This is a genomic window from Terrabacter sp. 2RAF25 (genome assembly GCF_052115265.1).
Lineage (GTDB): Bacteria > Actinomycetota > Actinomycetes > Actinomycetales > Dermatophilaceae > Terrabacter.
On sequence record NZ_JBFRGJ010000006.1, the window covers coordinates 86,696 to 99,893 of the forward strand.

Below are 13,198 nucleotides of genomic sequence, written 5' to 3' on the forward strand. Positions count from 1 at the left end.
CCGCCGCGCTGGGTCGCGAGGGATCACCTCGACCGCTGGAGTCAGCGTCGGCCCAGGACGAGGCCGACGGCGAGGAGCAGCGACCAGGCCAGCAGGAACTGTCCGGTGCCAGCCAGGGCCGGGATGAGACCGCGGCCCGTGGCCCGCCCCACGACGGCCTGCATCGGCTTGACCACGAGCGGCGCGGCCAGCAGCGCGAGCAGGACCCAGGGCGAGGTGAAGGTCGCGAGCCCGGTCATGACGAACGCGACGGCGATCAGGGAGACGTAGAACCAGCGGGTGCCGGACTCGCCCATGCGCACGGCGAGGGTGCGCTTGCCGTGCTCGCGGTCGGTGGGGATGTCACGCAGGTTGTTGGCGACGAGGATCCCCGACGACAGGGCGCCGACGCCGATGGCGCCCCACCAGCCCGCGGCGGTGGGCGGGGTCATGGTGGCCATCGTGCCGAGGGTGGCGACGAGCCCGAAGAAGACGAAGACGAACACCTCGCCGAGCCCGAGGTAGCCGTAGGGCCGGGAGCCGCCGGTGTAGTACCAGGCCGCGACGATGGCCGCGGCGCCGATCGGGATCATCACCCACAGACCCGAGAGGCCGACGAGGGCCAGGCCCATGAGGCCCGCGAAGAATAAGCACGAGAACGCCGCGATCTTGACCGAGCGGGGGGCTGCGAGCCGCTGGCCGACCAGACGAACCGGCCCTACGCGTACCTCGTCGGTGCCGCGGATGCCGTCGGAGTAGTCGTTCGCGAAGTTGACCCCGACCTGGAGGGCGAGGGCGACGACCAGGGCGAGGACGGCATACGCCCAGACGACGTGACCGGTCTGGTAGGCGGCGCCGGTGCCGACGAGGATGGGGGAGACGGCGGCGGGCAGCGTGCGTGGACGAGCGCCCTCGATCCACTGGGACAGGGTGGCCATGGGGTCTGGGGGAGTCCTTCTACAGCTTGCGGAGGAAGTCGGGGTCGTCGTCGGGGCCTCGCGGACCTGCTGGGCCGCGGGGGCCGGGTGGCCGTCGGCCGGGTCCGCGCGGTGTGGGCCCGCCACGAGCGTCGCTGCGACCCGCGACCAGCCAGAAGATCGGTCCGAGTACCGGGACGAGGGTCGCGAGCAGCCAGACGGGCTTCGGCATGATCCGCACCAGACGGCTGTTGGTCTGCACGCAGTCGACGAAGGCGTAGATCGACGCGAAGACCACGAGGGCGACGAGCACGACGCGTGGCACGTTGATCTCCTTCGTCGACCGGGTGGACACCCCCATCTTGCCACCGCTCAGGCGGACCCCCGCACAGCGCGTCGGATGGCGGTGCGGTCGGGCTTGCCCGGACCCCGCTGCGGGATGGCCGGCAGCACGAGGACACGCCGCGGTAGTGCGGCGTCGGGCAGGATCCCGCGCAGGCGCTCGCGCACCTGTGCGGTCGTCAGGCGGCCTGTCGGGTCGACGAGGGTCACTGCGGCGCAGACGGACTCGCCCCACTCGGCGTCGGGCAGGCCGACGACGACGACATCGAGCACGTCGTCGAGGTGACGCGACATGGCGTCCTCGACGACGCCGGGGTTGACCTTGAGGCCCCCGGTGTTGATGACGTCGTCGGCGCGGCCGTCGATGATGAGCAGGCCTTCGTCGTCGAAGTGGCCGAGGTCGTCGGTGCGGAACCAGCGGATGCCGTCGAGGTCGGTGCTGAAGGCGTCACGGCTGAGCGCCGGCTCGCCCAGGTAGCCGTGTGCGACCGTGTCACCGCCGAGCACGACGTGCCGGTCGTTGTCGACATGGACGCGGCTCACGGGCAGCGGACTCCCGTCGTAGACGCACCCGCCTGCGGTCTCGCTCATGCCGTAGGTCAGGTTCAGGTTGACGCCCAGGCGCCGGGCCTGCTCGACAAGGGCACTCGGTGTCGCGGCGCCACCGACGAGCACTCCGTCGAAGCGGCACAGGGCCTCGAGCCCTGCGGGGTCGTCGACGAGGCGGCTCAGCTGGGTCGGCACGAGCGAGGTGTAGCGGCGTCGCGCCGGCCCGCTCGGGTGCACCTTGGCGCTCGCTGCCACGAAGGAGTCGGCTGAGAACCCGTCGCGCAGGTCGAGGACCACGGGCGTGACTCCGGCCGCGACCGATCGCAGCAGCACCTGCAGGCCGGCGATGTGGTGTGCAGGCATCGCCAGCAGCCAGGCCCCGCTGCCGCCGAGCACCTGGTGGGTGGCCCACGCAGAGCGTTCGAGGCCCTGGGCCGTGAGCAGAGCGCGCTTGGGGCGCCCGGTGGAGCCGGACGTGCCGATCGCGACGGCGAGTCCGTCGGGCAGGTCGTCCGGGTCGTGGGACGGCACTGACGGCGGGGTGTCAGCGGCGGCATACGGCAGCACCGGCGAATGACCGGCCACGGCGGCCTCCAGAGCGGGCAGCACGTCGAGCACGTCGGGTCCGGCGGGCACCGGGAGCAGCTGCAGCGCCGTCATGGACCCCATTGTGCCTGCGGCCTCGCCTCGCAACGGAGACGCCCCCCGCCTGTGTATGCCTCATTGTCCGTGGCGTGGGACCTATGCCCGCGAGGTCAGGACCGGCCCTCCGACGGTGGACTCCAGACGGCGAGCTCCCCACCGGGCATGCACACGACCATCGCGCGGTGGGGGCCGTGGATCGTCCACGACTCGTAGGCAGGGTCGACTCGGCAGGAGACCTGGGCATCGACGAGATTGATGGCGAGGTCGTTGGTGCGTGAGACCAGCACACCGGTCACCTCCTGGCCGAGCAGGTCGGCGAGGACCTTGGGCGGGGTCTCGACGGACTGTGAGATGTCGACCTGGACGGGAGGCCGGCCTCGGTGGGTGACGAAGACGTCGCCTTCGAGATTGAACTGTCCGCCACCGCTCGTCCAGAGCCGGACCATCCAGTCCAGCTGCACGCGCGAGACGGTCATCCGGGTGAAATCAGGGATCATGATCCTTCCTCCATGGCTGCCCAGGTCACCAGCTCCCCTCCTGCGACGCACACGATCTTGGCGCCTCCGGCTCCGCTCAACTCCCAGGACTCCCAACGGTCGTCCGGGTCCACGCTGAGTCGGGCGCCGGCGAGGCTGATGTCGAGGCGACCCTCAGGTGAGATAGCAACTGAGTTGAACGTCTGCCCGACGAGGCTCTGGATGAGGTCGGTGTCCCTTGCCTCGGGAGGAGCGTCGTTGTCGATGGCCTGCGGTGCACGGCCGTCGATTTCGAGGACAGTGTGTCCGGCGAGTCGGAACTCCCAGTGGCGTTCTGTCCAGAGCTCGACGGCGTACTCGTGCCGGACGGCGATGACGATGTCGCCAGCGAAGTCGGGAATCACCATGACCACCCTTCAGGAATGGGGAACGTGCCGTCGCCGTCAACGGCAAGGTGTGTTTGCGATCTTGGACCAGGCTTGCCTTCGGCAGTCAGTGGCTGGCCCTCCGAGTTGTAGAAGATCACGTAGCCGTGTGGGTAGTCAGAGCTCGGATCCATGAAACGGATAGAGTTGACGTTCTCAGGTGAGCCCTTGGTCGCGAAGATGGAGTCGGGATCCTGCCAGACCTCGCCCTTGCCGTTGTCGGAGACGCGTCCCTTCCAGTTCGAGCCGGCCAGGTCGGGACGCGTCGAGTCGGGCAGGGGGTCGCCGGCCATTCCACGACCCACGGTGGGCGCATCGGCCTCGGTGAGCCAGCGGTTGTCGTTGGCGCGGGCGTGCTCGCCCAGACTCGTCGCGCCGTGGGCCACAGCACCGACGCCGGTCGCAGCGACGGCGGCGGCCGCGACGTTGAGCGGCACTCCGACGACCAGGCCGACGCCGGTGGCGTCGAGGACCGTCCCTCCGATCTCGCCCCCTGCGCCGAGGATGATCCCGCCCGTCCCGAGGGCGATCTCGAGCAGGTCCTCGGGATGCTCGATGACCGCCTGCCCGACGTCGGCTGCGCCGTTCACCAGTGGCACGGCTGTGTGGTTGTACGTCCACGCCCCGGCCTCACCCGCGTGCTCGAGGGCGTCCTCCCACCACTGGCGCTGCTCGCGCACCTCGATGTGACCGACCCTCGGCCGCGAGGCGACGTCGATGCGCTCCTGGACGAACCCCAGGTCGCCGATGAACGAGGCGCGAACGTCCGGAGCGCAACCCGCGGCCCCCGGCGGAGCCGTGGCGGCGCCGACGCTCAGTCCGGAGGCGCGCTGATGTGTGAACGCCTCCGCCGTCAGCGCGTCGAGCCGCCGCGCGCAGTGGCCTGCGGCAGCGCTCAGCTCGTCGAGGACCGTGCCGAGGGCGCGGTGCACCGAGCTGAGGGCCGTGTCGCGGTCGCGGCCGGCCAGGGCCACGGCAGCGGCATACGTCGTCGGTTCTGTCGTCGTGGCCTGCGCGGCGGCCACGCGGCGGGCGTGCTCGTCGATCGCGTCATCGGCGCGACGCCGAAGGCCGTCCACCTGTCCGGCCGCGCGCTCGAGCGCGCCGGCGAAGCGGTCGAGCCCGTCGGCAGCGTGGCCGAGACGAGGAAGCACGCGACGCGTTCGGGCGGCAAGGACCGCGAGATCGGATCGCGCCCTGGTAGCGGCATCGCCGTTCCAGACCAACGCGAGCTCGGCTGCGGCGGCGGCATCCAGACCGCCGTTCGCGAGTCCGCGCGCGGCCACCCGGCGAAGCTCGCGCGCCGCAGCCCGGATCGCCCCCGGGTCTCCGACCGGAGGGGCAAGCGAGGCGGTGCGTTCGACGACCCGGGTCATGGGATTGGGCGCGTCGGCCCGGAGAGCCCGGTCGGCCCGCCGGTCGACGCGAGGACCAGCGCGGCACGGACCTCGGTCGCATCGGCCGCCAGGGCAGTCTGGTCGAGCGCGTCACCGAGTGCAGCAAAGCCCGTCGACGCAGCTTCGAGCGCCGCCAGGTGGCTGGCCACGAAGGCGGCGAGCGAGACGGACAGGGCCGGGTGGGCGTCGCCGCAACCCAACTTTGCAGAGCGACCAGCCCGCGCGAATCCCCTTGCGCAGTCTGCGAGTCCGGAACCTGCCGTGAGCAACGTGGATCCCACGCGCCGCGTGCCCTGCGTGTCGATCGCGTAGCTCATGGGTCCGAAACCTACGGGCTCTCGCGCCGACGGTCAGAGAGTTCTCCACAGCCTCCGGGTCAGCCAGCAGGCCGGGGCGTCGCGCGCGCCGGGGTCGCCCGGCGCCGCTGTCGGGCAGCCATGACGACGGTCCAGACGAGCGCCACCGCACAGACCGGGAAGCCGATGTAGGGGTTGAGCGGGAGCACGATGCCCAGCGCGCCACCGACGACCCACAGCACCTGCAGCATCGTCTCGGACCACGCGAAGACCGACGTGCGCACGTTCTCTGGCACCTCGCGCTGCACGAGTGCGTCGAAGCAGAGCTTCGCGAGCTGCGCCGACAGGCCCTGCACGAGACCGAGCACGACGAGGGTCCAGACGCCGTACCAGATACCGGTGGCAAGGCAGCTGAGCGTGGCGGCGAGAACCGACACCATCGCGATGCGCTCGGGTCGCTGGTCACGCACGACGTTGCCGACGACGCTGCCCAAGGCGTTGCCGACGCCGATGCCCGCGGCGATGAACGCGAGCACGAGCTCGCCTCGGAAGCCGTCGATCGGGTGCTCCTTGGCGAGGAACGCCATGAACATGATGAGGAAGCCGGTGAGCACGCGGGTGCCACCGGTCGACCACATGGCGTGCATGACGGGCCACGGGATCGCCTGCTTGCGCCGGCGGAACCGGCCCAGCGGGCCCAGCGAGTCCACCGTCAGGGTTTCGTGCTCCGAGGACGTATGCCGTCCGGCTTCGTCCTCCGTCCAGCCTCGCCGGGTGCCCCGGAGCGAGCTGGGGCCGTCGGGTCGCGCGAGTCGCTCAGGTCGGTGCACGGTTCTCACCGCGATCGGGGCGGTGTCCTCGATCGGCACCTCACCGACCGACGAGTCCACGAGCGATGGCAGCCGGATCGCCTGCACCGTGCCGATGACGAAGACGACAAAGCCCACGCGCAGGGCCCACGCCGGCCCGGCGAGCATGCCCAGGCCGCCGAGCACGCCGCCGAGGAGGGCGCCTACGACACCGGCCATCGAGACGCGCGAGTTGGCCCGGACGAGAGTCGTGCCGGCGGGCAGGAGGCGCGGCACGGCGGCGGCGCGGGTGATGTTGTAGGCCCGTGACGCGACGAGGCAGCCGAGTGCGGCCGGGAAGAGCCAGCTGCTGTTGTTGTTGACCGCCTCGGCGAGCACCCAGCACAGGAAGGCCCGCAGCGCGAGGGTCGTGCCGATGGCCCACCGCCGCCCGTGGGCGAAGCGGTCGAGCAGCGGCCCGATGAGCGGCGCGACGAGCACGAACGGCACCATCGTCAGCAGCAGGAAGGTCGCGACGTCGCCGCGGGCCTGTGCCGTCTGGGGGTTGAAGAACAGGGTGCCGGCGAGGGCGAGCGTCATGATCGTGTCGCCGGCGGTGTGGCTCGCGTGGAGTTCGGTGATGCGGGCGAGGCCGGTCTCGCCGGCACCACCGGAGTGGGTGAAGGTATGCGCCTTCGTCGCCGCGAACCGGCCGGAGCGGGCCGTGGCCCGGGCGGTTCCGGCGGCCGCCCGCCCGAGGCCGCGGCCGACGGCGCGCGTCGCGTTCAGCGCGGTGGTGCGGGCCGGCTGGCGGAAGCTCGCAGGGCGGCCGCCCTCAGGCACATCGGGGTTCGGCGCAACGACATCCGGGACATCGGTGTCCGGCACATCGGTGTCCGGCACATCGGTGTCCGGCACATCGGGATCCGGCACGCTGGGGTGCGTCCGGGAACCGCGCCCGGGATCCTGCTCGCGAGCACGCGCGCTGCCGCTCGCGGGCGCGCGGCGTCCGCTGCCGGCGGTGCGCTCGTCGCTGGGTCCCACCCCAACATCCTGCCTCCTCGAGGTGGTGGAGGTGGGACCGACACCGGGAACGGCTGACGGGCGGCACGTGGGCCCTGGGCGGCCGGCGGCGGAAGCCGCTGCGGCGGGTCCGGCAAGTGTCGGAACTTGCCCCGGAACTTGCCCCGGGCGATGACCGGTTCGTCCCTCGCCCCCTCGCTACGCTCGAACGGTGAAGACCGTGGGGGACGCGGGTTTCGAGGGGGTCGATGGGGCCGACGAGGGAGTCGGTGGCAACGAGGGGACCGAGGGTTCGGCTGCCGTCGTCCACCGGCGATCGCGCACGCACCTGGGCGTCGTGCTCGGTGTGGTCTGGATCGTCGTCCCACTCGCCCTCTTCCTGCTCGACCAGTCGATCCTGTTGTCGGGCAACCCGGCTCAGGTGATCGCACTCGCCGCCAGCGGGCTCATCGGCGTCGTCCTGCTCGTCCGCGACAGGGCCGACGACCGTCGGCGGGTCCGCCGTCGGCCGCGCTGGAGACGAGTGTTCGGGCAGGTGGTGGGCGTGGTCGCCACCGTGGCCGTGCTCGGCGCGCTGGTCTGGCTCCGACCGTTCGCTGCGACCCCGGCCGCGGTGTCGGCCCTGGGCGGCGGCGCCGACGTGCGCGTCACGGACGCGGCGACCCAGATCAGCATCGCGCCCAAGGGGACCACGCCGACCCGCGGCCTGGTGTTCCAGCCGGGGGCTCGCGTCGACCCCCGCGCGTACGTGCCGATGTTGTCGCAGGTGTCGAGGCAGGGGGTGCTGGTCGTCATCGTCAAGGCGCCCTTCGACATCGGCCTGCTCGCGACGACGGCGCCACAGTCCTTCGTCGACGAGCATCCCGAGGTGCGGGAGTGGGCGGTGGGCGGCCACAGCCTCGGCGGCGTCGCGGCGGCACGCTTCGCCCTCGACCACCCCGGCCTCGTCCGCGGGCTGGTGCTGTGGGCGTCCTACCCCGACCAGTCGCTGGCGGGGCGCACCGACCTCGAGGTCGCCTCCGTGAGCGGCACCCGCGACGCGTTCACCACCCCGGCCGACGTAGCCGCGAGCCGCGCCCTGCTGCCCCGCACGACGGCATACACCCGCGTCGACGGGGCCGTGCACTCCTACTTCGGCGACTACGGCGAACAGCCCGGCGACGGTTCGCCCACGGTCGGGCGGGCGCAGGCGCAGCAGAAGGTCGTCGAGGCGACGGTCGAGCTGATGCTCTCGCTCTGAGCCGGCGACCGCCCGGCCCCGAAGCAGCCCGGAAGCAGCTCGGAAGCGGCTCGGAAGCGGCTCGGAAGCGGCTCGGAAGCGGCTCGGAAGCGGCTCGGAAGCAGCTCAGAAGTACCGGCTCAGAAGTACCAGGGGAACGGCGACCAGTCGGGGTCGCGCTTCTCGAGGAACTGGTCGCGGCCCTCGACCGCCTCGTCGGTCATGTAGGCGAGCCGGGTCGCCTCGCCGGCGAACACCTGCTGGCCCATGAGGCCGTCGTCGGTGAGGTTGAAGGCGAACTTCAGCATCCGCTGCGCCTGCGGGCTCTTGCCCATGATCTCCGTGGCGGCCTGCAGCGCCTCGGCCTCGAGGTCGGCGTGGTCGGCGACGATGTTGACGGCGCCCATCCGTTGCATGTCCTCGGCCGAGTAGGTGCGTCCGAGGAAGAAGATCTCGCGGGCGAACTTCTGGCCGACCATCTTGGCGAGGTAGGCGCTGCCGTAGCCGGCGTCGAAGCTGCCCACGTCGGCGTCGGTCTGCTTGAAGCGGGCGTGCTCCCGGCTCGCGATCGTCAGGTCGCAGACGACGTGGAGCGAGTGCCCGCCGCCGGCCGCCCAGCCGTTCACGACGGCGATGACGACTTTGGGCATGGTGCGGATGAGTCGCTGCACCTCGAGGATGTGCAGGCGACCGCCCTGGGCCTTCACCCGCGCCTGGTCGACCGTCTCTGCGGTCTCACCCTCGGCGTACTGGTAGCCGGAGCGGCCGCGGATGCGCTGGTCGCCGCCCGAGCAGAACGCCCACTTGCCGTCCTTGGGGCTGGGGCCGTTGCCGGTGAGGAGCACGACGCCGACGTCGGGGGTCATGCGGGCGTGGTCGAGGGCGCGGTAGAGCTCGTCGACGGTGTGCGGGCGGAACGCGTTGAGCACCTCGGGACGGTCGAAGGCGATGCGCACGACTCCCGACTCGGCGTGCGGGCGGCCCGGGGCGGCCCGGCGGCGGTGGTAGGTGATGTCGGTGAGGTCGAAGCCCGGGACCTCGTCCCACTCGGCCGGGTCGAAGGTCTCGGAGACGGTCGCGCGTTCGGTGCTCACGGCGGGCAGCCTACGCGGCCGGTGGGCCCCCCTGCCGAGGGCGTATGCCGCCCGGCTCAGTGCCCCGGACCCGGCGTGGTCGCGCCGGGGCGGGGCCAGACGCGGCCGGGCCGCGGCAGCCAGCGCGGCACGGTGGCGACGTAGCGGTCGTACTCCTCACCGTGCGTCTCGCGCAGCGTCGGCTCCTCGTAGAGGGCGACGAAGACGGTGACCGCGACGACGAACAGGACGGCATACGCGAGGACGGCGCTGCTGCGCCACAGCAACGCCTGGCCGGCGATGGCGGCCAGCACGGAGACGTACATCGGGTTGCGCACGTAGCGGTAGGGCCCGGTCACGACGAGGTGCTGGGTCGGGGCGGTGGGGGAGGGCGTGCCGAGTCCGTCGCGTGCGAAGCGGACGAACGCCTCGGCGAGGCCCGCGATGCCGAGCGTCACGAGGACCCAGCCGGCCGTGGTGCCTGGAGTCGACGCCGGCCAGGCAGCGGGAGCGGCGACACCGACGAGCCAGGGGATCACCCCGCCCATGGTCACCGGGACCGCGGCGAAGGCCGTCGTGCCGAGTGCTGCCGATCGAGCGTCCATGCTGTGCCTCCTGCCTCGCTGTTGCCAACACTTGTTGACAAATACGGTACGGCGCGCTCCAGCAGAAGTCAACGGGTGTTGGCTAACGTGGACCTCATGATCGACGAGCCCACGCGGGAGACGAAGTCCGACCGTGCCCGGCAGCGCATCCTCGAGGCGGCTCGGGCGCACTTCCGCGGGCACGGCTACCGGTCCGCGACGATCCGCGCCATCGCGGCTGACGCGCAGATCGACCCCTCGATGGTGATGCGCTACTTCGGGAGCAAGCGCGACCTCTTCGCGGCCGCGGTCGACCTCGACCTGCGGCTGCCCGACCTGACGGGTCGCCCGCGAGCAGGCTTGGGGCGCGGGCTCGTCGAGCACTTCCTCGCCCGGTGGGAGGGCGGCGACGACACGTTGGTGACGCTGCTGCGCTCGGCCGCGACCGAGCCCGACGCCGTCGACGTGCTGCGGCAGGTCTTCACCGAGCAGCTCACGCCGGCGGTGGCCCAGGTCGCGGGGCCCGAGACGGCCGCGTTGCGCGCCGGCCTGGTCGCGAGCCAGATGCTTGGGCTGGCGGTCGTGCGGGACGTCCTCGCGCTCGACCCCGTCGCCAGCGCGCCGCCGGCCGAGGTCGCCCGGCTGGTGGGTCCGGCGATCCAGCGCTATCTCACGGGTCCCGTGGGGTCGGGCGCCGCGGCGGCCGAGGCACCGCGCGGCTAGCGTGGCGGCATGCCGATCCCTCCCTACGTCGTCCACCTCCGCTCGATGATCGGGACCGAGCTCCTCTGGATGCCCGGCATCACGGCGGTCGTGCTGCGCGGGAGGTCGGAGGGCGCCGACGAGGTGCTGCTCGTCAAGCGCTCGGACAACGGCCGGTGGACCCCCGTGACCGGCATCGTCGACCCGGGCGAGGACCCCCACGTCACGGCAGTCCGGGAGGTCGAGGAGGAGGCCTGCGTCGTGGCCGAGGTGGAGCGGCTGGTCTGGGTGGCCGCCACCGGTGTCGTCACCCACGTCAACGGCGACCTGGGGCAGTACCTCGACCACACCCTCCGCTGCCGCTGGGTCTCAGGTGACCCGCGGCCCGGCGACGACGAGTCGACCGACGCCCGGTGGTTCCCGCTCGACGGGCTCCCGCCCATGTCGGACCTGCACCGCGAGCGCATCGCCGTCGCGGCCGACAACCCGGCGGACGTGCGGCTCGGCCGCTGAGGCCGTCCGCTCCAGGCTGACCCAGCGCGCCGGGGTGACATCTGTCAGGGGCAGGTCGTGACAGGGGACGCAGGACCCGCGGCGCACGCATACCTAGCGTGGAGGCATGCCGGGTGGTCCGGCGGAGCAACGGAGGTCATCGTGTTCGTCCCACGCACGTTCATCATCGCCGGCATCGCGCTGATCGCGATCTCGCTCGGCGCCTCGGGCCACGGTCTCTGGTGGCTCGTCGGGCTCGTCTGGGCGCTCGGGTGGACCAGCAACGGGCGGCGGGCCTGCCACGTCGGCCGCGACCGGCACCAGCAGCCCGACGTCACAGCGACCGAGGCATCGGGGCAGACCCCGCCCGCGGGGCGGCCCGACCCCACGCTCGACCGCCACGAGGCCTTCCCGACGCGCTGACAGGGTTCCTGACCGGTGTGCTGACAGGTGCGCTGACAGGTGCGCTGACGGTGCCGGGCATCGGTCGGGGATGATCTGTCGGTGATGATGGGAGGCATGACGCCTCTGCCCGCCGCCGCCGACCTGCTCGCGTCGGCCCATGTCGTCGCCCTGCCGATGCGGGTGCGATTCCGAGGTGTCGACGTGCGCGAGGCGGTTGTCTTCGAGGGCCCTTGTGGCTGGGGCGAGTTCGCGCCCTTCGCGGAGTACCCCGACGACGAGGCGGCCCGATGGCTGGCCGGGGGGATCGAGGCCGCGTATGCCGGGTGGCCGGCTGCCGTGCGCGACACCGTCCCGGTCAACGCGACCGTGCCTGCCGTGCCGGCCGACCGGGTGGCCGACGTGCTCGCCAGGTTCGACGGCTGCACGACGGCCAAGGTCAAGGTCGCCGAGCGTGGCCAGAGCGTCGACGACGACGTGGACCGCGTCGCGGCCGTGCGAGACGTCATGGGGCCGAGCGCCCGCATCCGCGTCGACGCGAACGGCGGCTGGAGCGAGACGGGCGCCGTCGAGGCGCTCGCGAGGCTGGCGGCATACGACCTCGAGTACGCCGAGCAGCCCTGCGCCACCGTCGAGGAGCTCGCCAGCCTTCGGATTGCTCTGGCACGCAACGGGATCAATGTTCTCGTAGCCGCTGACGAGTCCATCCGCAAGGCCGAGGACCCGGTCCGGGTGGCGCGTCTGGGCGCTGCGGACCTCGTGGTCGTCAAGGCGGCTCCGTTGGGCGGTGTGCGGGCTGCCCTCGAGGTCGTCGACGCCTGCGGCCTGCCGGCGGTCGTGTCCTCCGCCCTCGACACGAGCGTCGGGATCGCTGCCGGCATCGCGCTGGCGGCCGCGCTGCCGGAGCTCGACCACGCCTGCGGGCTGGGGACGGTGAGCCTCTTCGAGCGGGACCTCGCGGTGGACCCGCTGCGTCCTGTCGCGGGGCGCCTCGCGACGGCGCACCCCGTGCCCGATGCCACCGCCCTCGACGAGCTGGCGGCGGCGCCGGACCGCCAGCACTGGTGGCGTGACCGCCTCGCTCGCTGCCTCGACCTGCTCACGGAGGGGGTCCCCCGATGATCAAGGCCTGTCTCAACGGGTCGCGAACTCGTCGGCAGCACAGTCGGGTTCCCGTGACCCCCGCCGAGCTGGCCGTCGCGGCTGCGGACGCCTCCGCCGCCGGCGCCTTCATGGTGCACGTCCACCCGCGCGACGAGTCGGGCAGGGAGACCCTGGAGACGCGCCACGTCGTCGACGCGGTGACTGCGATCCGCGCTGCCACGCCCGGCCTACGGGTGAGTGTGTCGACGCGTGACGGCATCGTCGACAACGTTCGCCGCAAGGTGGCCCACGTCGCGGAGTGGCCCTCGCCAGACCTCGGCGGGCCCGACTGCGCGAGCGTCAACTGGCACGAGGAGGGCGCCGTCGAGGTCGCGCAAGCCCTGCGCGACAACGGGTGCGGCGTCGAGGCGGGCATCTGGACCCCCGAGGCGGCCAGCCTCTTCGTCGCGACGAACTGGCCATGGCAGGTCGAACGGGTGCTCGTCGAGCTCATCCCGGGTGTGACCCCGGGGTCGGACGGGCGCTGGGCCGCTGAGCGCATCCTCGCAGCGCTGGGCATGTCACCCGTGTCTGTCGTCGTCCACGGCGAGGAACGCTGGACCTGGCCGGTCCTGCGGTGGGCACAGGCCTCCGGCTACGACGTTCGCGTGGGACTCGAGGACACCCTTCACCTGGCGAGCGGGCGTGAGGTGCGCGACAACGCGGAGCTGGTCCGCGCCGCTGCGACCTCGGAGCCCAGCACGCCGTCGCAGTGGCCGGTCCCCGACCCACCCGGCTGAGAGTCG

At 72.3% G+C, this 13,198-nt stretch carries 16 protein-coding genes; 6 read left to right on the forward strand and 10 right to left on the reverse strand.

The window, feature by feature from the left end:
• Nucleotides 1-41: 41 nt before the first annotated feature.
• From AB4091_RS15515 to AB4091_RS15550, 8 genes are all read right to left on the reverse strand, one after another.
• Nucleotides 42-917, reverse strand: a complete 876-nt coding sequence (locus tag AB4091_RS15515) for a 1,4-dihydroxy-2-naphthoate polyprenyltransferase (protein WP_442292655.1) — start codon at nucleotides 915-917, stop codon at nucleotides 42-44.
• A 19-nt stretch (nucleotides 918-936) separates the two neighbouring features.
• A complete protein-coding gene (locus tag AB4091_RS15520) occupies nucleotides 937-1,257 on the reverse strand; it encodes a PLD nuclease N-terminal domain-containing protein (protein WP_442292656.1) in 321 nt (106 codons plus the stop codon).
• An 11-nt stretch (nucleotides 1,258-1,268) separates the two neighbouring features.
• The gene (gene menE, locus AB4091_RS15525) at nucleotides 1,269-2,447 is read right to left on the reverse strand and encodes an o-succinylbenzoate--CoA ligase (RefSeq protein ID WP_442292657.1); all 1,179 of its coding nucleotides are present in this window, start codon (nucleotides 2,445-2,447) and stop codon (nucleotides 1,269-1,271) included.
• A 95-nt stretch (nucleotides 2,448-2,542) separates the two neighbouring features.
• Nucleotides 2,543-2,929 (reverse strand): DUF6188 family protein, encoded by a 387-nt coding sequence (locus AB4091_RS15530; RefSeq protein ID WP_442292658.1) that lies wholly within the window; start codon nucleotides 2,927-2,929, stop codon nucleotides 2,543-2,545.
• Nucleotides 2,926-3,312 carry a DUF6188 family protein gene (locus AB4091_RS15535; RefSeq protein ID WP_442292659.1) on the reverse strand — a complete coding sequence of 129 codons (387 nt, stop codon included), beginning with the start codon at nucleotides 3,310-3,312 and terminating at the stop codon, nucleotides 2,926-2,928. The genes AB4091_RS15530 and AB4091_RS15535 overlap by 4 nt, the downstream gene beginning before the upstream one ends.
• On the reverse strand, nucleotides 3,309-4,709 hold the full coding sequence (locus AB4091_RS15540; protein ID WP_442292660.1) for a hypothetical protein: 1,401 nt from the start codon (nucleotides 4,707-4,709) through the stop codon (nucleotides 3,309-3,311). The genes AB4091_RS15535 and AB4091_RS15540 overlap by 4 nt, the downstream gene beginning before the upstream one ends.
• Complete coding sequence (locus AB4091_RS15545; RefSeq protein ID WP_442292661.1) at nucleotides 4,706-5,047, reverse strand: hypothetical protein; 342 nt, start codon at nucleotides 5,045-5,047, stop codon at nucleotides 4,706-4,708. The genes AB4091_RS15540 and AB4091_RS15545 overlap by 4 nt, the downstream gene beginning before the upstream one ends.
• Before the next feature lie 59 nt (nucleotides 5,048-5,106).
• Nucleotides 5,107-6,858 (reverse strand): MFS transporter, encoded by a 1,752-nt coding sequence (locus tag AB4091_RS15550; RefSeq protein WP_442292662.1) that lies wholly within the window; start codon nucleotides 6,856-6,858, stop codon nucleotides 5,107-5,109.
• Nucleotides 6,859-7,048: 190 nt separating this feature from the next.
• Here AB4091_RS15550 and AB4091_RS15555 point away from each other — a divergent pair, with 190 nt between their 5' ends.
• On the forward strand, nucleotides 7,049-8,077 hold the full coding sequence (locus tag AB4091_RS15555) for an alpha/beta hydrolase (RefSeq protein WP_442292663.1): 1,029 nt from the start codon (nucleotides 7,049-7,051) through the stop codon (nucleotides 8,075-8,077).
• A 119-nt stretch (nucleotides 8,078-8,196) separates the two neighbouring features.
• On the opposite strand, the gene AB4091_RS15560 is transcribed toward AB4091_RS15555, so the two are convergent.
• The gene (locus AB4091_RS15560; RefSeq protein ID WP_442292664.1) at nucleotides 8,197-9,150 is read right to left on the reverse strand and encodes a 1,4-dihydroxy-2-naphthoyl-CoA synthase; all 954 of its coding nucleotides are present in this window, start codon (nucleotides 9,148-9,150) and stop codon (nucleotides 8,197-8,199) included.
• A 56-nt stretch (nucleotides 9,151-9,206) separates the two neighbouring features.
• Nucleotides 9,207-9,734, reverse strand: coding sequence for a methyltransferase family protein (locus tag AB4091_RS15565; protein WP_442292665.1), 528 nt, complete (start codon nucleotides 9,732-9,734; stop codon nucleotides 9,207-9,209).
• Between the two features lie 96 nt (nucleotides 9,735-9,830).
• Between AB4091_RS15565 and AB4091_RS15570 the strand changes: the two genes are divergently transcribed.
• From AB4091_RS15570 to AB4091_RS15590, 5 genes are all read left to right on the forward strand, one after another.
• Nucleotides 9,831-10,436, forward strand: a complete 606-nt coding sequence (locus AB4091_RS15570; RefSeq protein ID WP_442292666.1) for a TetR/AcrR family transcriptional regulator — start codon at nucleotides 9,831-9,833, stop codon at nucleotides 10,434-10,436.
• 9 nt (nucleotides 10,437-10,445) lie between these two features.
• Nucleotides 10,446-10,928, forward strand: a complete 483-nt coding sequence (locus AB4091_RS15575) for an NUDIX hydrolase (protein WP_442292667.1) — start codon at nucleotides 10,446-10,448, stop codon at nucleotides 10,926-10,928.
• A gap of 141 nt (nucleotides 10,929-11,069) precedes the next feature.
• Nucleotides 11,070-11,330 carry a hypothetical protein gene (locus AB4091_RS15580; RefSeq protein ID WP_442292668.1) on the forward strand — a complete coding sequence of 87 codons (261 nt, stop codon included), beginning with the start codon at nucleotides 11,070-11,072 and terminating at the stop codon, nucleotides 11,328-11,330.
• A gap of 96 nt (nucleotides 11,331-11,426) precedes the next feature.
• Complete coding sequence (locus AB4091_RS15585) at nucleotides 11,427-12,431, forward strand: o-succinylbenzoate synthase (protein WP_442292669.1); 1,005 nt, start codon at nucleotides 11,427-11,429, stop codon at nucleotides 12,429-12,431.
• A 53-nt stretch (nucleotides 12,432-12,484) separates the two neighbouring features.
• The gene (locus tag AB4091_RS15590; protein ID WP_442292670.1) at nucleotides 12,485-13,192 is read left to right on the forward strand and encodes a 3-keto-5-aminohexanoate cleavage protein; all 708 of its coding nucleotides are present in this window, start codon (nucleotides 12,485-12,487) and stop codon (nucleotides 13,190-13,192) included.
• The last annotated feature ends 6 nt before the right edge of the window (nucleotides 13,193-13,198 follow it).

Coding starts and splice junctions, on each gene's coding strand:
- AB4091_RS15515 (WP_442292655.1), bottom strand. CDS start 917: ATGGCCACCCTGTCCCAGTGGATCGAGGGCGCTCGTCCACGCACGCTG.
- AB4091_RS15520 (WP_442292656.1), bottom strand. CDS start 1,257: ATGGGGGTGTCCACCCGGTCGACGAAGGAGATCAACGTGCCACGCGTC.
- menE (WP_442292657.1), bottom strand. CDS start 2,447: ATGACGGCGCTGCAGCTGCTCCCGGTGCCCGCCGGACCCGACGTGCTC.
- AB4091_RS15530 (WP_442292658.1), bottom strand. CDS start 2,929: ATGATCCCTGATTTCACCCGGATGACCGTCTCGCGCGTGCAGCTGGAC.
- AB4091_RS15540 (WP_442292660.1), bottom strand. CDS start 4,709: ATGACCCGGGTCGTCGAACGCACCGCCTCGCTTGCCCCTCCGGTCGGA.
- AB4091_RS15545 (WP_442292661.1), bottom strand. CDS start 5,047: ATGAGCTACGCGATCGACACGCAGGGCACGCGGCGCGTGGGATCCACG.
- AB4091_RS15565 (WP_442292665.1), bottom strand. CDS start 9,734: ATGGACGCTCGATCGGCAGCACTCGGCACGACGGCCTTCGCCGCGGTC.
- AB4091_RS15570 (WP_442292666.1), top strand. CDS start 9,831: ATGATCGACGAGCCCACGCGGGAGACGAAGTCCGACCGTGCCCGGCAG.
- AB4091_RS15575 (WP_442292667.1), top strand. CDS start 10,446: ATGCCGATCCCTCCCTACGTCGTCCACCTCCGCTCGATGATCGGGACC.
- AB4091_RS15585 (WP_442292669.1), top strand. CDS start 11,427: ATGACGCCTCTGCCCGCCGCCGCCGACCTGCTCGCGTCGGCCCATGTC.